General features: G+C 56.4%; 19 protein-coding genes and 1 tRNA gene. 9 read left to right on the top strand and 11 right to left on the bottom strand.

Features of this window, described 5'->3' with window-relative positions:
* Window positions 1-409 precede the first annotated feature (409 nt).
* A complete protein-coding gene (locus ABSE13_RS03085; protein WP_424027026.1) occupies window positions 410-1,672 on the bottom strand; it encodes a tyrosine-type recombinase/integrase in 1,263 nt (420 codons plus the stop codon).
* A gap of 692 nt (window positions 1,673-2,364) precedes the next feature.
* On the opposite strand from ABSE13_RS03085, the gene ABSE13_RS03080 reads away from it, so the two are divergent.
* From ABSE13_RS03080 to ABSE13_RS03070, 3 genes are all read left to right on the top strand, one after another.
* A complete protein-coding gene (locus ABSE13_RS03080; RefSeq protein WP_424027025.1) occupies window positions 2,365-2,586 on the top strand; it encodes a DUF2769 domain-containing protein in 222 nt (73 codons plus the stop codon).
* Window positions 2,543-3,388 (top strand): flavodoxin family protein, encoded by an 846-nt coding sequence (locus tag ABSE13_RS03075; protein ID WP_424027024.1) that lies wholly within the window; start codon window positions 2,543-2,545, stop codon window positions 3,386-3,388. Before ABSE13_RS03080 ends, ABSE13_RS03075 begins: the two co-directional genes overlap by 44 nt.
* 366 nt (window positions 3,389-3,754) lie before the next feature.
* Window positions 3,755-6,205 carry a PAS domain S-box protein gene (locus ABSE13_RS03070; RefSeq protein ID WP_424027023.1) on the top strand — a complete coding sequence of 817 codons (2,451 nt, stop codon included), beginning with the start codon at window positions 3,755-3,757 and terminating at the stop codon, window positions 6,203-6,205.
* A gap of 2 nt (window positions 6,206-6,207) precedes the next feature.
* On the opposite strand, the gene ABSE13_RS03065 is transcribed toward ABSE13_RS03070, so the two are convergent.
* Window positions 6,208-6,522 (bottom strand): DUF4389 domain-containing protein, encoded by a 315-nt coding sequence (locus tag ABSE13_RS03065; protein WP_424027022.1) that lies wholly within the window; start codon window positions 6,520-6,522, stop codon window positions 6,208-6,210.
* Window positions 6,523-6,666: 144 nt separating this feature from the next.
* On the opposite strand from ABSE13_RS03065, the gene ABSE13_RS03060 reads away from it, so the two are divergent.
* Window positions 6,667-6,740: transfer RNA gene (locus tag ABSE13_RS03060), tRNA-Val, on the top strand.
* A gap of 345 nt (window positions 6,741-7,085) precedes the next feature.
* Window positions 7,086-7,472 carry a nuclear transport factor 2 family protein gene (locus tag ABSE13_RS03055; RefSeq protein ID WP_424027021.1) on the top strand — a complete coding sequence of 129 codons (387 nt, stop codon included), beginning with the start codon at window positions 7,086-7,088 and terminating at the stop codon, window positions 7,470-7,472.
* A gap of 18 nt (window positions 7,473-7,490) precedes the next feature.
* Here ABSE13_RS03055 and ABSE13_RS03050 read toward each other — a convergent pair whose 3' ends face one another.
* Both ABSE13_RS03050 and msrA read right to left on the bottom strand, forming a co-directional pair.
* Entirely contained in the window at window positions 7,491-7,745 is a 255-nt protein-coding gene (locus tag ABSE13_RS03050) for a hypothetical protein (RefSeq protein WP_424027020.1), read from the bottom strand.
* Window positions 7,746-7,807: 62 nt separating this feature from the next.
* Window positions 7,808-8,299: a peptide-methionine (S)-S-oxide reductase MsrA gene (gene msrA / locus ABSE13_RS03045; RefSeq protein WP_424027019.1), complete on the bottom strand. Its 492-nt coding sequence runs from the start codon at window positions 8,297-8,299 to the stop codon at window positions 7,808-7,810.
* A gap of 108 nt (window positions 8,300-8,407) precedes the next feature.
* On the opposite strand from msrA, the gene ABSE13_RS03040 reads away from it, so the two are divergent.
* The 3 genes from ABSE13_RS03040 (at window position 8,408) to ABSE13_RS03030 (ending at window position 11,072) form a co-directional block, all read left to right on the top strand.
* On the top strand, window positions 8,408-9,511 hold the full coding sequence (locus ABSE13_RS03040) for a glycosyltransferase family protein (protein WP_424027018.1): 1,104 nt from the start codon (window positions 8,408-8,410) through the stop codon (window positions 9,509-9,511).
* A 57-nt stretch (window positions 9,512-9,568) separates the two neighbouring features.
* Window positions 9,569-9,811, top strand: a complete 243-nt coding sequence (locus tag ABSE13_RS03035) for a hypothetical protein (RefSeq protein ID WP_424027017.1) — start codon at window positions 9,569-9,571, stop codon at window positions 9,809-9,811.
* Window positions 9,812-9,920: 109 nt separating this feature from the next.
* On the top strand, window positions 9,921-11,072 hold the full coding sequence (locus ABSE13_RS03030) for a hypothetical protein (protein WP_424027016.1): 1,152 nt from the start codon (window positions 9,921-9,923) through the stop codon (window positions 11,070-11,072).
* On the opposite strand, the gene ABSE13_RS03025 is transcribed toward ABSE13_RS03030, so the two are convergent.
* The 4 genes from ABSE13_RS03025 to ABSE13_RS03010 form a co-directional block, all read right to left on the bottom strand.
* Window positions 11,063-12,715, bottom strand: a complete 1,653-nt coding sequence (locus ABSE13_RS03025; RefSeq protein ID WP_424027015.1) for an ATP-dependent DNA ligase — start codon at window positions 12,713-12,715, stop codon at window positions 11,063-11,065. The two genes, ABSE13_RS03030 and ABSE13_RS03025, sit on opposite strands and share 10 nt — an antisense overlap.
* 214 nt (window positions 12,716-12,929) lie before the next feature.
* Window positions 12,930-13,718: an MBL fold metallo-hydrolase gene (locus ABSE13_RS03020; RefSeq protein ID WP_424027014.1), complete on the bottom strand. Its 789-nt coding sequence runs from the start codon at window positions 13,716-13,718 to the stop codon at window positions 12,930-12,932.
* 134 nt (window positions 13,719-13,852) lie between these two features.
* Entirely contained in the window at window positions 13,853-14,035 is a 183-nt protein-coding gene (locus tag ABSE13_RS03015) for a hypothetical protein (RefSeq protein WP_424027013.1), read from the bottom strand.
* Between the two features lie 11 nt (window positions 14,036-14,046).
* Entirely contained in the window at window positions 14,047-14,235 is a 189-nt protein-coding gene (locus ABSE13_RS03010) for a hypothetical protein (RefSeq protein WP_424027012.1), read from the bottom strand.
* Between the two features lie 297 nt (window positions 14,236-14,532).
* On the opposite strand from ABSE13_RS03010, the gene ABSE13_RS03005 reads away from it, so the two are divergent.
* The gene (locus tag ABSE13_RS03005) at window positions 14,533-15,666 is read left to right on the top strand and encodes a putative sulfate/molybdate transporter (protein WP_424027011.1); all 1,134 of its coding nucleotides are present in this window, start codon (window positions 14,533-14,535) and stop codon (window positions 15,664-15,666) included.
* 31 nt (window positions 15,667-15,697) lie between these two features.
* On the opposite strand, the gene ABSE13_RS03000 is transcribed toward ABSE13_RS03005, so the two are convergent.
* From ABSE13_RS03000 to ABSE13_RS02990, 3 genes are all read right to left on the bottom strand, one after another.
* Window positions 15,698-17,599: a molybdopterin biosynthesis protein gene (locus ABSE13_RS03000; protein WP_424027010.1), complete on the bottom strand. Its 1,902-nt coding sequence runs from the start codon at window positions 17,597-17,599 to the stop codon at window positions 15,698-15,700.
* A gap of 187 nt (window positions 17,600-17,786) precedes the next feature.
* Window positions 17,787-18,542 (bottom strand): SagB/ThcOx family dehydrogenase, encoded by a 756-nt coding sequence (locus tag ABSE13_RS02995; protein WP_424027009.1) that lies wholly within the window; start codon window positions 18,540-18,542, stop codon window positions 17,787-17,789.
* A gap of 141 nt (window positions 18,543-18,683) precedes the next feature.
* Complete coding sequence (locus ABSE13_RS02990) at window positions 18,684-19,490, bottom strand: formylmethanofuran dehydrogenase subunit C (RefSeq protein WP_424027008.1); 807 nt, start codon at window positions 19,488-19,490, stop codon at window positions 18,684-18,686.

The raw sequence follows: 19,490 nt of genomic DNA, 5'->3' as shown, positions 1-19,490 counted from the left end.
GACCCCCCTCCCCCCAAAGGGGGAGCAACGTGCTTGTCTGATTGCTGACGCTCCGCTGAGGGCATCCCTGTTAGGGCTGGAGGTGTATCGACAATAAGAACATCTCCTGTCTGAACAAGAGCTAGACCCATTTTTTGATAAACAGGGTATAATTTTTCGAAATCAGCACGGGCTACCACAAACGGCTTTTTAGACGGTAAAATATCGCCCCGTGTTGAATTACTCCCATGCATAAAAATGCTGGATTATTAAATGGTATAATCCTTGCTCCATTTTCAAAAATGGGCTCAAAATTTAATCAGAATTTAAAAAACAGCCTAAATATTTAATCAGACGTTCCGAATGTAATCTAATGGCAAATTATGAGTTATTAAGAAAAAAGGGCTTGATATTATGTTATATCGATAATTTAATGTCGGCGGAATATGTCTTGGGCTTCACTATTCTTTTCAAATAACTTTTGGAAGGTATCAGAAATCGCGCATAATCGTTCCTGTTCCTCTTCGATTTTTGAAAGTTTTTTCTCGTATTCCATATTCTTGTTTTCTAACTTCACCATCTGTGCAGCAAGGTTCTCATTCATCACACGAAGACCCTCAATACTCTCGCCCTGTATCTTCAATGTGCTGTTTAATTCTGATGCCTTCTCCCTGAACTCAGGGGGAATACCGATTGTAAGGACGTGCTGAACTGCGAGATATGCCTTCCCCGCTGCCTCTTCATCAATCCGCCGGTATGAGCCATCGAGATATCCGGCATGTCCTGCCAGGTGCTCTGCAAGGGTCTTCTGACCTGCCATGCTTAACTGGCTGATGAAAAATTTCCTGAATGAATGGATGCGGTATTGGTTGCGTCCTGTCTGTTCATCCTGTGAATACAAACCCGCGGCCTTAAGCGCATTCTCCCAAAGTGCATTTACAGCTGAATCGGTCAGAGGAAAAAGCAGATCCGAGTCTGTGTCTTTTTCCCCGCAGATACCCGCCCGCACAAGTCCGGCATTTCTACGGGATGCACCAACGAGGTATTGTTCACGCTTTTCGAGCCATGCCTTCACACATTGTGCCGCCTCGGTAGTGATGAACGTGAACCGTGTTTGTTTGTTTTTGGTATTTCGCAGAGTGAGTTTTACCGGTTTGCTTTCAAAGTCCACATCGGAAAGTTTCAAGGAAAGAATTTCGTTTAATCGGGCTCCTGAACTGGCAAGGGTAAAAACAAGTGCCCGTCCTTTTAGATCGAGTTCTTTCATGGCTGATTCAATCACATTCGCCGTCATTACCTTGTCAACAGTGCCCGCACCGCCCTTCATCTCTCGTTTCAAATCCCGGACGGTTTTACTTTTGAATTTTGCACCGTTATCTTCGAGGATACGCCGCGCAAATGTCATCCTCTGCCGTGCTGAAAGGAGACTCGCACACTCTGCCTTCAAGCAGTTGGCAAATTTCGTGAAGTCTTCGTCATGGTCACGCTTTTTGTCTGCAAGGTATTGGTCAAAGAGAAGTTCATAGTCGTAGTTCCCTTTTGTGCCATTCTCGCTCTTTTTCGGGAGTCCGTTCATGCACCGAAGAAAAGATTCGATTGCGTTTTTGTACCCGTTCCCAGTGCCGGTATTAGAGTATGAATTGACGAATGCGGCGATTCTTCCTACCGATTGACTCTGCGATTTTTTCGCCATAATCTTAAGTTACGTCGGAGGAATAAATACCTATCGCAAAAATACAAAGTAAACATTTTCTTTCTTTAAAAAATTTTAATTCATTATTGCCATTGCGATACACGCCGCCGCCCCCGACGGGGCGCCCCCGCGGCGGATCAATTACCTGCACATTCCGGTAACCGGTAATCTGCCCAGCGAGGCCCCGGCGAGGCGGCCGAGCGACCCCCGAAGGGGGTGGGATTGCTCGCTCTGCAATATAAATCCCATTATTCTATCAGAATTTTTCGATTAGACTCCCGCTGCCCGGTCGCGTTGCCCTTCACGTATGAATAAGGGGGTCGGGCACTATATTTTCGTTCCCGCTCCGGAACCTCCCTGTCAGAAGCCGAACATCGAAAAATCCCGGTTTTTCCCGGTTCCCCGGACCCGCATCCACACAAAAAAAGTGGTCCGACCCCCCCAACCCCCATGTCCAAGGCACGTTTTTGGCATAGGGAAAATGTCATTTTTTACGACGATAAATGAAGGGAAGTGATCACGTTTCCGGCATCAACAGGTCGATGGGGGGTCGGGCACGATCTTTGGGTGACCCCCCCACTACACCTCCCATTGTCGCGATTTGATTCCCGGTCCGGCTCCTCCCCGGTTTCTGCACCACTCCTGCATCTTTAAGTAACCCGATGCGCAATGAGGATATCAGGAGATATACGATGATGGACCGGAAAAAAGGCATTGAGCTCTGCCTCTGCGGGATGTGCCCGAGCTTTGTTGAATGCAAAGAAGAGATTGCGTATTGTCTTGCAGGGACCGGCAGGAGTCGCTGTATACAGGTTGAGGACGGATGCCTCTGTCCCGGCTGCCCGGTGACCGAGAAGGAAGGCTTCCAGCATGTCTACTATTGTACCCGGGGGAGTGAGAGCGATCAGCGCTGAAACCCGTATGGAAACCGGGACGACCTGGAAGTGCAGCGTCTGCGGGTACATCTCGCACGGCCCGGAACCGCCGGCAGAATGCCCGCAGTGCGCCGGTACCTCCCGGGAATTCATCCCGTTTTCCGAAAAGGTGCGGATGCGGTACGACCATGAGCCATTCGACGTGCTCCTCATCAACGGCAGCAACCACCGGGCGAACAACACGGGGTACATGGCCGATCTCGTCGAGGAGGTGCTCAAAGAGAAAGGCGTGAGCTACCGCCGGTACAACATCAGCGAGTACGCGATCAACCACTGTTGGTGCTGCTACAGCATGCGGGATGCGGCCTGCACGTACCCGTGCCGGGACCAGCTGGACGACATGCCGGCCTTCCACGAGATGGTGATCGCGGCAAAGGCGGTCATTGTGGCTTCACCGGTCAACTGGAACAACATGTCCGCCCGGCTCAAGGACTTTCTCGACCGGCTCAACTGCATCCAGAACCGCTACCCGCTCAAAAAACCCGGCTTGACCGAAGGGAAAGTGATCGGGATTACCGTCTCGGGCCACGAGGACGGCGCGACCAAGACCGCAATGGAAATCTTCCTCTACTTCCAGCAGATGGGGTATATCCTGGCACCGTTCGGCATCTCCTACCGGAACCACGGGGCCCAGTTCAACACAATAACGGACGCGGAATTCTTCCGGACCGATCCGCTGGTTGTGAGCAAGACAAAGGGCATGGCGAACAATGTCGTGGAGCTGATGCGACTCGGGGCCGAGGAGAAACTCAAGGGGAAACTGGCACCGGTTTGCGAGTGAGATGCCCGTGCACAAACCAAGGAAAAAAGGAATGTTCTCATCTGCCTTCGGAACCGATGGCGACCAGATTGCGTACCCGTTCTTCTTCAGGCTGAAGATCTTCGGTCCGAACCTGGGTGCCCCTTTGGCATTGGCGCATCAGCGACCCGGCAGTTCTGTACCCGGGACGAAAGCCCCGCACGGGTCGCAACCTCTTTTTGAGAAGGATTTCTCCAGAACAATTAATTCGGATTCCCGGGAAGTATTCCCGGGATTTACAAAATTGCCGGAGAACCGCTTTTCCCTGTTTCAGAATTGGAGTGAATGCTTCATGGCACGGTTTTATATCCGATTAACTCAGGAGAGACTGTCAGGAGTATAGCTATCGTGGCAGAACCGAATGCAGGTGCAGCGGCATCCGGCGGAAGAACTGCAGTCCCGGCGGATGGCTTCCGTCAATCCACTATTCTTTTTGCTGCCGGAGCTGCCTCTGTCGGCATTCTGGGACTCGTAGGGCTGGTGCTCGATATTCCGGTACTCAGGAGTATTTACCCGGGATACCAGACCATGGCGTTCAGCACCGCCGTGCTCTGCATAGTGTTCGGGACGATACTCGCATCCCACTCACTACGGCCGTTCCGGGGAAAGGCCCGTGTCTTCCTACAGCTCGTCGTCGCAGTAATCGCTGTCATCGAAGCGCTCGAACTCCCCTTTAATATCCAGGGGAATCATTTCATCATTGAAACCCTGATGGTCCGGATCGGCAACGTGATTGCCGGCCAGCCTACCTCGGCAATCTCACCGGGGAGCGTAGTCCTTGTGATCCTGTCGGCGATCGCGATCTTCCTCCTGCTCGGGTTGCCCGATCCTTCAGAGGGACGGCACCGGGATCAAAATGCTGCCAGTATAACCGGCGTTGTCATAGTTCTGGTAAGTCTCACGTTCTTCCTGAGTTATGTCTACGGAGCCCCGTTCCTCTACGGGACACCGCTGATCCCCATCGCTGCACCGACGGCACTTGCGCTGACCTGCATCGGGGCCGGTCTTGTGGCTGCCGCTGGCCCGGCTGCAGTTCCCCTCCGGTATTTCGTTGGTCCCTCCACCGTTGCCCGCCTCCTCCGCACCTTTCTCCCGCTGACGCTCGCGATCATCCTCTTCGAAAGTTTCCTGGATGTTACCCTGCCCTTGTTCAGCAAAACCCATGATGCGCTCCAGGTGTCGGTTTCCCTTGTTGTATTCTCCCTCATCACCGGGTATGCAGTCATCCGGGCAGCCCGGGGGCTGGGAAGAGCTCTGGAGGCCGAGGAGCGGAAACGAAAAGAAGCAGAAGAAGAACTTTCCCAAAAAAACGACGACCTCACCGCCATGAACGAGGAACTCACTGCCACGGGAGAAGAGATCCAGGCAAACCTCGATGAGCTCGCCCGGAGGGAGCAGGAGTTACGGGAAAGCGAGGAGAAGTACCGTTCTCTCTTTGAGAACCTGCTGGACGGTTATGCCTACTGCCGCATGATCTATGACGATACCGGGCGCCCGGTGGATTTCATCTACCTCGAGGTCAACCGGGCCTTCGACGAGATACTCGGGACAAAGACCGTCAAGGGGAAGAGGGTCACGGAAGTGTATCCCGGGATAAGGGAAGCGTTCCCCGACCTGTTCGGGATCTATGGCAGGGTCGCATCGAACGGGAAGCCGGAGATCTTTGACCTGGATTTCACCCCGTCCGGGAAATGGCTGCATATCTCTGTCTATTCCCCGGCACGACAGCACTTTGTCGCAATTTTTGAAGATATCACCGTCCGCAGGAAAGCCGAGGAGGTCCTGACGCTGTACAAGATCTTCACCGAAAACGCCCACGACATCATCCTCTTCATCCGCAAGCGCGACGGCCGGATCATCGAGGTAAACAAGACCGCAACCATGAACTATGGGTATACGCGGGAAGAGCTGCTCGGCATGACCATCTTTGAGCTCCGGGCCTCCGAGAAGATCGAAACCGTCACAATGCAGATGGACCGGGCTGCACAGGAGGGGATCGTATTTACTACGCTGCACCGGAAAAAAGACGGCAGCGATCTCCCGGTCGAAGTCAGCTCGGTCTCGATGGTCTTCGAAAACGAGCAGGTCCTCGTCTCCATCATCCGCGACATCACCGAACGGGAACGGGCAGAGGAGGCGCTGCGGCAGGCAAACAAAAAGCTGAACCTGCTCTCGAGTATCACCCGGCACGATATCAACAACCAGCTCTTTTCCTTAAAGGCATACCTTGAACTCTCCAAGGTGTCTCTTGGCGATGCTGCAAAGATGTCTGAGTATATCCTCCGGGAAGAGCGGGCTGCGGGGGCCATCGAACGCCAGATCGTTTTCACGAAGGAGTACCAGGATCTCGGGGTAAATGCACCGATCTGGCAGAACGTGGAAGAAACCTTACAAAAAGCGCTGGCTATGCTGCCCATGCGGGACATCAGGGTTACCGCAGACGTCACCGGTCTCGATGTGTATGCAGATCCCCTTTTCGAGAAGACGTTTTATAACCTTGTCGACAACTCCCTCCGGTACGGGGGGCCGGAAATGACAACGATCCGGATCTTCTCGCAGGAATCCGGCAGGGGGCTGGTGATCACCATCGAGGATAATGGTGTCGGGATACCGGCAGAGGACAAGAAGCGTCTCTTCGAACGCGGCTTCGGACACAACACCGGCCTTGGTCTCTTCCTCTCCCGCGAGATCTTCGCGATTACCGGCATCATGATCACCGAGACCGGGGAACACGGTAAGGGGGCGCGGTTTGAGATCCTTGTACCGGACGGTGCGTACCGGTTCAAAGGACGGTCCTGAACCTATGCTTCCTCGTAGATCTTCACCGTCACCGGCATAATCTCCGGCCGCCTGTCAGTCATGAAATACGTGTATGGCATGACATGCACCGTGTACTCAAGGTAGCCTTTCGCAAGATTGGAGAGCCCCTCGTTCCTGCACCCGAGGATCAGGATATGGAACCACTGGATGAAAAGCACGATGAACGCGATGATCCCATAGACCCAGAGGACGATACCGATCAGGATCCAGTAGACGATACGGATGAGCAGCTCGAGCCGTCCCGCTTCGGACTCGAACGTGAAGAGCTGGTTCTGTGCAGGTGTTCCATCGGTCATAAGTACCTGACCGGAGAAGGCGATCCGTGCACATAAATGATCCGGCTTATTAACCCGCAGGTAACGGAAGACGCCCGGGCCGGGCACCAGTGCACTAATTTTTAATAATACCAGAACAGATGCTATAGAGCATCAGACACACGCGGGCTCGTGGTCTAGTTGGCTATGACGTCGCCTTGACATGGCGGAGGTCCTGAGTTCGAATCTCAGCGGGCCCATTATTTTCTTTTCCTTGTGGTTTACCGGTAGAGCCTTGGCCCTGACTGATTCCCAATCTGCGGGCTGATGGAACTGGCAGCCACGTTGAATGTTATTATCGGGAACAGGCCGCCGAAAAGACGGAACGGATTTCCGGTAACGATCTGTCGGTTTCATAAGAGATCCCCGGGCCTGGCCATCTGTACCGGGGAGCGCCTTTGCGTGACCGGGCATTTCCGCAGAATTATATATTGACAACGTGCTTATACCCTTCTTACCTGAGGATCCTTTCCGGGGCGACTTCCGGAGCGGAAGAGCTGCGGAGATCCTTTCAGAACCATGGAACATCAGGCACGGGACACATCATGAAAGACCAGCTGGAAACCAACAAGATGATCGTGCGGGATTTTTACAATCTCGCAATGAACCTCAAGACGCCGGAAGACGCGGTGGCACAGTTCATGGGACCCACTTACCGGCAGCACAACCCCGGGGCAGGGGACGGTCCCGGACCGTTCGTCGCGTTCGTGAAGGGATTTGTCAAGGCATTCCCCACGCTCCACTTCAACTTCAAACGGATCATTGCAGAGGGAGATCTCGTGGTCGTGCACAGCCACCTTGTCCGGCACAAGGACGATCCGGGTGTGGCGGTGATGGATATCTTCAGGCTCGAGAACGGCAGGGTTGTCGAACACTGGGACGTACTGCAGGACGTTCCGGATACATCCGCTAACGAAAATACGATGTTTTAGGAGGGAGGGGATCTATTCTTACTCCCCCTTCCACAGCAGCCACATTGCATAGAGCATCGACAGACACGCGATGAGGAGCAGCAATGCATACTTGTCGGCAGCAACATCCAGCGCGAAGATACGGGCCAGGTCAAAGATCACAAAGATCCCGAAGGTGACTGCGATAAACCAGCCGTACAATTTCTTCTTCTTCCATCCGATCAGGAATGCTACGAATGCAATCACGACTTCGGTCATGGTTGCGATGAGCTGAATGGTTCCGGCAACATCCATGGTACGGAAATAGCCTGACCCGGTTGATAAACAATGCGGATTATTGTATTGCCAAAAGAGAATCAGATGTGGCAGCGCCCGCCGCCTTTCTTTGCGAAGTACTGCTGGTGGTACTCCCCGGCACGGTAGAACTCGCCCGCCGGCTGGATCTGGGTGACGACCTTGCCAAAGCCGAACCTGCCGGAGGTCTCCACGTCATTCTTTGACTTCCGTGCAATCTTTCCCTGTTCCGGGTCATGGTAGAAGATCACCGACCGGTAGTTCGTCCCGATATCCGGCCCCTGCCGGTTCAGCTGCGTGGGGTTGTGGACCGACCAGAAGATGTCGAGCAGCTGCTGATAGCTGATCTTCGCGGGATCATAGGTCACCTGAACTACCTCTGCATGGCCGGTCTCACCGGTACAGACCTGCTCGTACGTAGGGTTCTTCACCGAACCCCCCATGTATCCCACGGCAGTCTTCACGACCCCGTTTACCGTGCGGAACGATTCCTCCACACCCCAGAAACAGCCCCCTCCAAAGGTTGCCGTCTTACAGGTCTCATCTCCTGTCAAAAGCGCATCTCCAATATGCCGTAGACCCCGGTACCATAAGACCCTTTGCGCCAGAACCCCGGAACTAATAATTCATCATCCATCAGGACAAATCCATCCGGCAGGAATATGAAGATCCTCTTTGTTGTCTGCGGCGAAGGGCTCGGTCATGCCTCCCGCAGTCTCCATCTCGGGCATTACCTCCAGCAGCAGGGGCATAACGTGCATTTCGCTGGCTACGGGAAATCCTATGATTTCATGAACCAGCATGGGTGCACGCTCCTCCACCGGATCCCCCGCGAGGTCTGGCTTGAAGGGGAGAACGGGTTCTTCAGCCTCAAAAAGACCCTCTGGTACTCGAAATTCATGATCCTTGACATGATCCGGTCGGCCCTGAGTGTCCGGCGGCTGATCCGCGAACACAGGTTTGAATGCGTGGTCTGCGATACGATGTATGGAGGGGTGCTTGCAGCCCGGTGGGAAGGGATCCCGGTGGTCTTCATCACCAACCAGAACCATTTCAATGGTCCAAACGGCACGACGAACCCGGTCTGGCGTTTCCTCAACTTCACCATCCAGCGCTACCTCCGTCTTGCAGATCATGTCGTCGTCCCCGATTACCCTGCGCCGGACACGGTGAGTGAATACAATATCCGGATCCCGGAGAACGAGAAGGGACGGTACAGTTTCACCGGCCCGTTCTACCAGTTCGACCCGGAACGGTACCACTACGACCAGAAGACCATCTTCACCAGTTTCGGCGGCGAGCCGTACAAGCTCCCGCTGTACCTCCTCCTCAAAAAGATTGCCGACCAGCGCAAGGATCTCTTCTTCGATGTCTTCTATACCGGGTCCGAACTGCCGGAATCCTCGGATAACTTCGCTTCCCACGGGTATGTCCCGAACCTGTACGAGCACCTCGCGCTCGCGAAGATCGCGATCGTCCATGGCGGCCTCACTACCCTCCACGAGACCCTGCTCTTTGAGAAACCGGTCCTGATCATCGTGGACCCTGACCATCCCGAGCAGCAGAACAATGCAAAGAAGATCGTAGATATGGGAGCAGGCGTGGCCATTGACGGGCGGAATGTCACCCTTGAAATGCTGGAGAAAAAGATCGCCGAGACCCTCCTCCTCCCGCCCCTGCCGTTCCGTGCCGTCCATACGGTCATCAACGGCCGGAAGAATGCCGCTTCGATCATCCTTGCCATTGCGGAACGCAGGCAACCTTAATATCGGCTTTGTGCCCTAACCTCTGTAAGAATATCCATGATAGTGCCCGGGGAAGTTGTGACTCTCAAGCTGGACAAGGAGCTCCATATCTGCCCTACCTGCGGGTATGAACTGGGATTCCACACCTTGTTCCAGAGCGTTCATCCCGGGAGCGACACCCCGGTCAAGTCCACCAGGACCGTGTACCGTGTGATCCTTATCTGTCCCGACTGCGGGGCCCGGTTCGATGTCGGCTGGCAGGTCACGTTCTCGGAACCGGCGCCCCGGATTGTGAAGACCACTGCCATCCGTGATATATGATCTTTTTTTCCGGGAGCGGGGTGGGCACCCCTGCCCGTGATGAATACACGGGATTTTCTTCCGGTCCTTGTTTTTCCGGTCCTGTTTCCCTGTATGGGGTGCAGAGTCCATGATGCGGTGTGCGGAGTGCAAGGGCAGGGGTATGTGCGGGCTTCCCCGCTGCCCGATCGTAAGCCGGTTCCATGCCCAGGCCGCATTCCTGATAAAACCGTCGAGCAGTTACCAGGGCAGCTCGCCCTCGGTCTTCATCGGCAGTTTCGGGTACCCCGATGTCCGGGGCGGGCCGCTGCTGATCAACGATTCCGACAACCCGCCGGACTGGGTCCGGCAGAACCTCGGGATGGAGGATATCGTGGGCATCCGGGCCCGGACCCTCCGCGGGAGCTCGGCCCTCCCGTCCGTTGCGGGGGGCCTGCAGGAGATCGCGCTCTCCGCGACCCCGCTCGATGTGGACGTATCTTTCGAGAGACCGGTATCGTTCAGCCTCAGTTTCGATGGAACTATCGCCCCGGTCGGGATGACCGGGGCCGTGCGGAAGATGGATGTAATCGGGAATGCCCGGGTCGAGCGGGTAGTGGACCGGGTCACGTCCGATACGGATCTCGGGGCCACCGAAGCGTGCGTCTCCCTCAAATCCTCGGAGATCGATGTCTACCAGATCTCGAAGCTGATGACCGCGGGACTCCTTGGCCGGAAGCGGAAGTTCGTACCCACCCGCTGGGCAATCACGGCTGTTGATGACACCCTCTCGATCAGTCTTAAAAAAGAGATCGCACGGTACTCTTCCATCGAAGAGATCCTCTTCTTCTCCTGGGAGATCTACGGGAACCGGATTGCCTGCATCCTTGTGCCGGGCGACTGGAAGTACGAGATGATCGAGATCTGGGGGAAGCATACGCTCTGGGGTGGGGAGGAGGACGTGATCGTGCAGGACCGGGAAGGGATGACAAAACAGGGGTATTCCCCGATCTCAGGCGCCTATTACTCCGCCCGGCTCGCGGTCTGCGAGTACCTGGCGGCCAAACGGCGCTGCGCCCAGGTGATAGTGGTACGGAGCATCTCGAACGAGTACTGGGCGCCGCTCGGGACATGGGTGATCCGGGAGGCGACACGGAAAGCGATGACACAGCCTCCGCTCGCTTTCCCCACGCTGGATGCAGCGGTCGGGCAGGCAGTTGCCGTCATCGGGTCGGGCGCATGGGTCGCCCACAGCACCCTGATCCCCGAACTGCGGACCCAGAGGACCCTCTTTCAGTTCTGATAGGTCTGGGCGGAGTTTGCCTGCCGGCCATACCGGGTCCGGATTCCCTCGATCGTCTCGATGTCAGTGATGTCCTTGTCGTCCCGGAGCCTGATGAACCGGGGGAAGCGGAGGGCAAAGCCCGCCTCGTACGTAGGGCTGACCTGGAGTTCCGCGTACCCCACTTCGAAGACGAGCAGCGGCTCGAACGTCACTTCCTTACCGGACTTTGCGATCACGGTATCCTTCAGCATCTCGTACACTTCTGCCAGTTGCTCTTCAGAGAACCCGGTGGCGACCCGGCTGAGCGGGACGAGTTTTCCCTGGTCCTGGCAAGCGACAAGGAACGAGCCGAAGACATGCGCCCGCTTCCCCTCGCCCCACTCGGCGCCGATCACTGCAAGGTCGAGCGTGTCCACCTCCGGCTTGATCTTGATCCAGTTCTTCCCCCGCTGGCCGGGTGTATAGGGCGAGGAGGGCACCTTGATCATGATCCCCTCGTGACCCGCGGCAAGGGCCGCATCATAGATCTTCTCGATTGCGGCCTGTTCGCTGCTGACGAGCTGCGGGGCAAGATACATTGTCACTACGCCCTCGAGTTTTTTCCGGCGCCCGGCAAACGGGAGGTCGATCAGGGTCTCACCATCAAGATAGAGGATGTCGAAGACATTTGGCACCATCTCGATTGCTTCCTGAGCTTCCGCTATATCGTGCCGCCGACGGAACCGGCGCAGTACGGACTGGAAGGGCATCGGTTTCCCGTCCTTGATGGCTATCACTTCACCGTCAAGGATCACGTCATGTTCCGTTGCACTCATCAGCTGCTGGATTACGTCCGGCAGGGCCGCGGTGACGTCTTCAAGCCTGCGGGAGTAGAGCCGGGCCCAGTTGCCTTTCTTATGGAACTGGAACCGTGAGCCGTCGTACTTATACTCCGCGGCGATCTCCCCGTGCTCTTTGATCATGTCCGCAATGGATCCCTGCTGGGCAAGCATCATCCGCACCGGGTGAAAGGGGGTGATGTGGACATCGGAAAGGGCGTCCGGCCCGCGCTTTGCGAGCTTTGCCACCTCGCCCATGTCGTTGAGCGCCTGCATCGCATGCTCCACGAGAGCGGAATCCACGCCAAAGGCTTTTGCGATCGCTTCCCGGACACTGCTCTCGCCCACACCGATGCGGAGTTCCTCGAGCATGATCCGGGCAAGGTAGCGCCCTTCGAGCGGGTGGGCGTTCCCGAGCAGCCGCCGGACCGCGAGCAGTTTCTCCCGCTGGGATTTTTTCCCCTCCTGCTCGGCGATACCAATGAGCGAGGAGTAGACATGGACAAGGTCGAGGTCCTCGTGGAAGAAGGTCATCTGGGACTTGACGGCGAGGAGTTCTTCGACGGCCTGCCCCACGTCACCGGTCCTGTTGATCTTCTCGACCACCTGCTCCTTTGGCACACCTGCCACACTTCCTACGGCGTCGTACAGGAGGTTTGGCCCGATCCCAAGCTTACGTGAACTCCAGTCGGAGAAGATCCGGCCCATGACGAACCGGACAAAGACCGGGAGTTCGTCGTCCGTGAGACCCGGCAGCTCCTTACTGATGATATCGATCATATCGAGCCGGCCGGAGATCGCCTCGAGTCTCTCGCAGCACCGGGAAAATTCCATGAAGAGCATGGTGTTTCTTGCATCTCTGTTGCCCTGTGAGAGGGATTAACGTTCCGAGTGGTTCATCAGAACCACGAGGACGAGAAGAACTCATCAGAGTTCTTCGCTGTGGTGAGGGTCATCAGACTCGAATCCTGAAGTATGGAGACGGACCCTGAAGACAAGAAGAACTCATCAGGATTTCCACAGAAAAATGGACCAGATTTACAGCCAGAATATATCATCAGAGCCGGATCTCCTGAGGTGAGCCGGGGGTGGACCCGCACTGGGTGGCTACGGTCACCCGGCTCTCTTCGAAGAAGAGCCCGAGCCCCTCTCGGGCGGTCACCATCGCCTTCTCCGGTGTATTGTTGATCTCGCTCAGGTGGGCAAGGATTACCTGAGGCACATCTTTCCCGAATGCCTGCAGGCAGGCAGCAGCCGCGGGATTGGAGAGGTGCCCCCTTTTCGACCGGATCCGGCGTTTCAGGGACTCGGGGTAGGGGCCGTTTGCGAGCATGTCGGGGCAGTGGTTGCTCTCGAGCACGATGCCGTCGCAGTTCATGAGCAGCTCAAGCATTGGGGGGGTTATTATCCCGGTGTCGGTACAGTACCCGATCCTGCAGCTGTCCTCGCTGACGATATAACCGCACGGTTCTGCCGCATCGTGCGAAGTGGCAAATGGTTCGATGAGGAAATCCCCGATGGAGAAGCGCTCCCCGCACGTGCAGGTGTGGTGGACGATCGGCTTGTCGGACGTCCGCCGGTGGTTGAGGAAGTCTGCGAGCGTACCTTCCGTGGCATAGACCGGCCGGTTGAGCTTGCGGAGGAGGACATCGAGACCTTTGATGTGGTCGCCATGCTCGTGGGTGACCAGCACCGCATCGATCGTTCCCGGGTCAATGCCCGCGACATCCATGCGCCTGAGGAGCTCCTTAGTACTCAGGCCGGCATCGATGAGGATGGCACCGCCGCTCCCGGCAATTACCACGCAGTTCCCTTTGCTTCCGCTCGCGAGCACCGTGCAGCGCATTGCCTGTACTATTCGTGCTGCTCGTATTAGAGTGTTTGAGCCCGGGATATCCGGGGTTCCGGCGCGGTGGACCCGATGGTCTCCGGCCTCCTGCAAAACAAGTTGAAAAAAAGGATCCTTACTGTCGGATCGTATTATCTTGGCCTGAGCATTTCGTACTCGGCAAGGACCGGGGCAATGGTCTTAGTGGATATAGAACGCCGCACGAGCGTGGTGAGCTTGCGACAGTAGTGGATATGCGCTATCTGGAAGCTGACAATGAGCCCGAAACAGAAGGCGGTGATACTTATCAGAGAGTAACTTACGACGTCGACCATATTTTTCCTCCTCAGGACTCCCGGGTGAGTTCGTCCACTATGGGAATCACGGAATCGACATCCGAGCACTCTTTTGCAACTACCATAAACCGCTTGGTATAATACATGATCAAAAGTTGGTATCCGAGAATCATTCCGATGGTAAAGGTGATGATCCCGATACCCGTGTAAATAAGGAGATCGGTGAGCAGATCTGACATAGCGCCTCTCAATGACTCTTACTGGGCAACCTGATAAATTTATTGAATGGGTTTTTTTACCTGGCCCGGTATCCAGTGAGTGGAGGAAATTTTCAATCGGGCGGGACCTCCCCATTTCCCGGGATCTCCGGTCGTTTGTCCGAGACAGCAGCCAATGCCCGTTTGAAAAGGTTAATCGCTATGGTTACCTGTACTGTATTTTGATCATTCCTGCCAGGGAGATGTTCCGGAACGTACCTGTGATTCCCCGGACCGTCCGTTTTCCACCGGAAACTTCCCTTGTAACTATGTAACACCATGTCCCCGGAACCTGCCCTCCCGCTCTCGTTCTCGCTCTCGGAGCTTGCCGGTTCGCTTGGGGATTTCGGGACGATCATCCCGCTCATCCTCGCGGTGGCCCTGGTCTCGGACGTCAACCCCCGCTACATCCTCCTTTTCTTTGGGATCTGGTTCATCCTCACCGGCCTCTATTACCGGCTGCCCATCCCGCTTGAACCGATGAAGGCGATCGCGGTTGTTGTCATTGCAGGTGGTGTCACGGGCGCCGTTACCAGCGGTGAAATTGCCGTGGCAGGACTGGTGCTCGGCATCGTCTTCCTTGTACTTGGCTATGGCCGGTTCTTTGAGATCATCGGGCGATGGGTACCGGAGAGTGTTGTCCGCGGGATCCAGCTCGGGCTCGCTTTGCTCCTCTTACGGGCCTCGGCAGGGTTCGTGATCCAGGACCCCGTCTTCTTCGGGATTGGCATTGCGATCATCCTTGGTTTTCTCATCCTTGTCCGGTACCGCCAGGTTCCGGACCTCTCATCGATCTGTGTCATTGCCGCAGGATTTATCGGGGGAGTTCTCCTGTATGGCATCCCCCCGGTCAGCCTGATCCCCCCGCCCCATCTCGTCATTCCCGTTCCTTCGGATATTCCCTCCGCCTTCGCCACACTGGTGCTCCCGCAGCTCGTCCTTACGATAGCAAATGCGATCCTCGCGACCTCACTCCTGACAAAAGATCTTTTTGGAAAGGATGTGCCCCCGAAGAAATTCTCGACAACGATCGGTCTGATGAACCTCACCTCGGTCCCATTCGGCGGGTTCCCGATGTGCCACGGTGCCGGGGGGCTTGCCGGGCAGTACCGGTACGGTGCCCGGACCGGGGGGGCAAACATATATGCCGGTCTGATCTTCCTCGTTCTTGCTCTGTTCTTTACCTCCCCGCAGGTCCTCTCCATCATTGCAGTCGGCGTTCTCGGGGCCCTGCTGGTCTTTGTCGGGATCGAGATGGGGAGGCACAGCCTCAAAACGGAATCCCTTCTTATCACCTGCACCATCGGCATCCTGGCGCTGGTCAGCTCGATCACCCTGGCATTCATTGTCGGGATGATCGCGGTGTACGGTTACGGCTGGATCAAAAAGAAAACGGTGGCTTTCAGCCCCTGAAATCATTTCCGGGATATTCAGTGCAGCGGGTTCAGGACGGTTCAGTCCCGTCCGGGCATTTGATCAGGACCGAATCTTCCGACAGGCATCGCAGCACACCGGTCCGGTCCGTAATATATCCTCCGGCCTTCTCCAGAAGAGTCCGGTATGCAGGAGACCGGATCAGCATGATCAACGCCATGAGCCGGGGATCGGATGGTATGTCCCTGCGGATGACAAGCTCGTAGTCTTCCGATGCGATCGGTACGAATTTCAGGCCGTGTGATTCCGCGATGCCTGCAGTACAGATGCCGGCATCGGCAGACCCGTTCCGGATTGCGAATGCCACGGCTGTCGGCCCGCTGACTTCGTTAAGGTACCCGTTCACCCGGGATACATCAATACCCCGGAAGCTGAGCAGGGCGTCAAGGATCACGCGGGCCGGGGACTCGGATTTGGTGTTGATGAACCGGACCTTTGTGATATCGTCCGGCCCAAACCCGTCACGGGAAGCGATGCCATGCCCGATCGTTGCGATATGCACGAAGATTGTATCCCCGGGTGGGATGTGGCGGTTGAGAGCCTGGTATTCCGAAAGAAGCGACCCTGACGGCAGGCTTAGTAATGCTGCATGGCAGGTCTGTCGGGAGAGTGCGAGCATCCCGGCGAGGTTGCCCGTGTTGCTCGCATGAATGAAGAGGCCCTCGTCATGGACGAGGTTTGCCAGTTCTTCCAGGGCCGGATCGAGAGTCCCGGTCAGGATAAGTGTCCGTTCAATGCTGCCCGGGTCCGTGGTCAGCAGCACCTCGAGTTCGGTGCCGGCCTCATAGCCTTCAACTGCAGCTGGAATGTGGGTATACCCGTTGGCCTTGACGGTCGCGGTCTGGACAACCGGCCCCCGGATAAAAGGTGTGCCCCAGAGGCCGGTACCGATGCGGCCCACGAAGACGGGGACGAACTCGTCGAACCCGAGATCGGACGTGACTGCCTGTGCGAGCCTGACCCGGACCGGGTATTTCGGGGCCGGCGGAAATCCCCAGGATTCCAGGAGCGGTGCAGCAAATTCCCGGAGGGCGGTCTGGGCAGCGAGGGGATATCCCGGCAGGCCCAGCACAGGTTTTTCCTGGATCTTCCCGAGCATCACCGGTTTGCCCGGTTTAACAGCAACCCCATGGAAAAGAAGTTCGCCAAGGGAGCTGATGACGGATGCAGTAAAGTCCCGGGTGCCGGCCGATGAGCCGGCCGAGATGATCACGAGATCGTTCTCATTCACGGCGGTCCGGAGAGTCTCTGCGATAAGATCGGGCTCATCGCGGACGATCGGGTACCGGATGCACTTCGCCCCGATCAATCCGAGGAAGACCTGGGCCATGATTGTATTGCTCTCAACGACCTGCCCGGGCTTGGGACGCACTCCGGGTGGCACGAGTTCGCTGCCCGTGGGGATGATACCGATACGGACCACCCGGGCTTCGATGTTGGTGATCCCATAGGTCGCCATCGCCCCGGTGTCGAAGGCCCGGACCAGATGGCCGCGTGGGAGGATCAGCCGGCCTTCGCGGATGTCCTCACCGGCAGGCCGGACATGCTGCCCGGGGGCTGCTGCTTTACGGATCTGGAACCGGTCGCCTGCTTCCCACGTATCCTCGATCATGATGACCGCATCGAACTCCGGGGGCACAATATTGCCGGTATTGACCCGGGCAAAGGATTCGATGGTGACGGGAGTCGTTTCAGATGCCCCAATCGTATCCCGGCTCCGTACGGCGATTCCGTCCATGGCAGACAGGGGAACTTCGGGAACGGAATATTTCGCATACACCGGTGTTGCCACTATCCGCCCAACCGATTCCATGATGGGAACCTGTTCCGTACGCTGCGGTGCTGAAAATGATGATTTCATCACGCTGAGTGCGTGGTCAAGGGAACAGAGCGAGAGGTACCGTTTTGCCATGATCGTATTCCATGCCGGGGGAGAATTGTCGGTGCGTGACGGGATACTGTAATTCGCCGGACACCGGACCTGCTTAACCTTCTCCAGATGTAAAAGAGTATTTCTTGATAATCTTGGATATAGCCATCGATCGGGGTGCAGGGGACGGATTCCGGCTCCCGTATACACTCTTCCGGAGACGGGCCTGTTATCCTATGGTGACGTTCTCTCCCACCGATCCCACGGCCGCAAGGTAGACCGGCCACTGGGTCTCCGGGTCCAGGCCGGCGAGTCTGCTTATTCCTTCGTCATGGAACATATCCGTGGGGAAGACCTGGTACCCGAGGTTTGCTGCGGCCATGATCAGGTTCTGGCAGGTGTGCCCGGCCTCGATAAAGATGCTCCGGTAGCCCCGGTTCCCGAGGGCCCAGATCGAGCGGTACGGGATTGCCACCCAGAGGAAAGTGACGGCAGCCCGGGTCATGACCCTGAAGTTCATGCTTGCCGTGCTCATCTCCAGGATCAGGCCGGAATCGATCCGTTCTGCAACGATACTGTGGGATCTCGGGAGGTACCGGTACAGGCCGGTCTCGAGCCCCTCGACCTCGTTTGCGACAAAGTAGGTCTCCAGCGGGTAGCGGGAACCGCTCGATGGTACGTTCTTGATCTGGACGGTCTCTGCCACGATCTTTTTGAACCCCTGCGTGCACCAGAGCATGTACGAGAGATCTTTCATGGTTATCTGAGAGCGGGAGAAGAATCCAACGGGTTCATACCCCTCGATGGCTTTCCTGACCGGTACGTCCGGGACCTTGAACTTCTTCGGGCTTGGGAGTTTGATGACCATCTGCCCTTCTTTTACCGGAAGTTCGTGCGGGGGCTCCGGGACACGGAGGACAAGGTCCACCGTGGAATAATCCGGGTACTGCGTGCCTTTCATGAATTCCTTGCCGATATTTTTCATGGGAGTGTCCTCATATTACCGGTATTTCCTGAAATAGCTCGAAGAACGCTGATACGTTCTTCTCGTCCTCGAGGTCTGATGACCTCTCGGAAAAAAAGGGTGCCGGTTGTTCCGGCCTTATCTGTGTGATGGACAACGGGTTCATGCCGCCGCTTTCAGGTACAGGTTCGCGTACACGACCTGGCCCTTGCTCTTGCCGTGGCGCTCGCCAAGGTCACCGATGTAGTGGTCGAAGGTTGCCTTGACGCCATCGATCTCCTTCTCGACACGGTCAACTTTCTTGTACCCGGGCAACATGAACTTGATCTTCCCGAGCACGTACATCTCGCCCTTGACCATCTGGCCCCCGACACGGCCCTCGACATCGCCCTTGATGATGACGGTACCGCCCTCTGCATGGGTGGAGACGTGGATGAACGCGTTCTTCTCGATGATGATCGTGCCGCCGAGCATGAAAGTGCCGATGTCGTTACCGGCATTGCCCTTAATCCGGATCGTGCCGCCTTTCATGCCTCTCCAGTCGCCACGGTATGCACAGCCGACATGGTTCTTGGCATCCCCATCAACAAGGAGCTCGCCGCCTTCCATCTGGATCCCGCAGAAGGAGTCCATGTTCCCCTTGATGTGGATCTTACCGCCCTTCATCCAGCCGCCGACATACATGTCAGCATTGCCGTTGACGGTTACCGTCCCTGCGGTCATCCTGGCGCCGATATACTTGACACGGCTGCAGTCCCCGTTGATAACGATGTCCGTCTCTGCTGCGGTTGCGCCTGCATCACCGGTGACGGTGAAGAAATCCCCGATTTTGACATGGATCTTGCCTTCGTGGCCCGGGAGGTCTGCGATCTGGGCTGCAGTCTTTCCTGCAAATGCATCGGGTGTGATGCTGTATCCCTCGAACATGAGCTCGGGGACTTTGGTGGGTTTTAAGGTAACTGTTGCCAT

This window comes from Methanoregula sp., assembly GCF_049518935.1.
GTDB lineage: Archaea > Halobacteriota > Methanomicrobia > Methanomicrobiales > Methanospirillaceae > Methanoregula.
The sequence above is the reverse complement of the archived record's forward strand: the minus strand, read 5'-3'. Positions and strand labels throughout refer to the sequence as shown.

What these genes read in the sequence shown, in the direction of transcription:
- ABSE13_RS03080 (WP_424027025.1), top strand. Translation starts at nt 2,365, where the DNA reads ATGATGGACCGGAAAAAAGGCATTGAGCTCTGCCTCTGCGGGATGTGC.
- ABSE13_RS03020 (WP_424027014.1), bottom strand. Translation starts at nt 13,718, where the DNA reads ATGCGCTGCACGGTGCTCGCGAGCGGAAGCAAAGGGAACTGCGTGGTA.
- ABSE13_RS03065 (WP_424027022.1), bottom strand. Translation starts at nt 6,522, where the DNA reads ATGACCGATGGAACACCTGCACAGAACCAGCTCTTCACGTTCGAGTCC.
- ABSE13_RS03075 (WP_424027024.1), top strand. Translation starts at nt 2,543, where the DNA reads ATGTCTACTATTGTACCCGGGGGAGTGAGAGCGATCAGCGCTGAAACC.
- ABSE13_RS02990 (WP_424027008.1), bottom strand. Translation starts at nt 19,490, where the DNA reads ATGGCAACAGTTACCTTAAAACCCACCAAAGTCCCCGAGCTCATGTTC.
- ABSE13_RS03085 (WP_424027026.1), bottom strand. Translation starts at nt 1,672, where the DNA reads ATGGCGAAAAAATCGCAGAGTCAATCGGTAGGAAGAATCGCCGCATTC.
- ABSE13_RS03005 (WP_424027011.1), top strand. Translation starts at nt 14,533, where the DNA reads ATGTCCCCGGAACCTGCCCTCCCGCTCTCGTTCTCGCTCTCGGAGCTT.
- ABSE13_RS03015 (WP_424027013.1), bottom strand. Translation starts at nt 14,035, where the DNA reads ATGGTCGACGTCGTAAGTTACTCTCTGATAAGTATCACCGCCTTCTGT.
- ABSE13_RS03000 (WP_424027010.1), bottom strand. Translation starts at nt 17,599, where the DNA reads ATGGCAAAACGGTACCTCTCGCTCTGTTCCCTTGACCACGCACTCAGC.
- ABSE13_RS03055 (WP_424027021.1), top strand. Translation starts at nt 7,086, where the DNA reads ATGAAAGACCAGCTGGAAACCAACAAGATGATCGTGCGGGATTTTTAC.
- ABSE13_RS03050 (WP_424027020.1), bottom strand. Translation starts at nt 7,745, where the DNA reads ATGGATGTTGCCGGAACCATTCAGCTCATCGCAACCATGACCGAAGTC.
- ABSE13_RS03010 (WP_424027012.1), bottom strand. Translation starts at nt 14,235, where the DNA reads ATGTCAGATCTGCTCACCGATCTCCTTATTTACACGGGTATCGGGATC.
- ABSE13_RS03040 (WP_424027018.1), top strand. Translation starts at nt 8,408, where the DNA reads ATGAAGATCCTCTTTGTTGTCTGCGGCGAAGGGCTCGGTCATGCCTCC.
- ABSE13_RS03025 (WP_424027015.1), bottom strand. Translation starts at nt 12,715, where the DNA reads ATGCTCTTCATGGAATTTTCCCGGTGCTGCGAGAGACTCGAGGCGATC.
- ABSE13_RS02995 (WP_424027009.1), bottom strand. Translation starts at nt 18,542, where the DNA reads ATGAAAAATATCGGCAAGGAATTCATGAAAGGCACGCAGTACCCGGAT.
- ABSE13_RS03030 (WP_424027016.1), top strand. Translation starts at nt 9,921, where the DNA reads ATGATGCGGTGTGCGGAGTGCAAGGGCAGGGGTATGTGCGGGCTTCCC.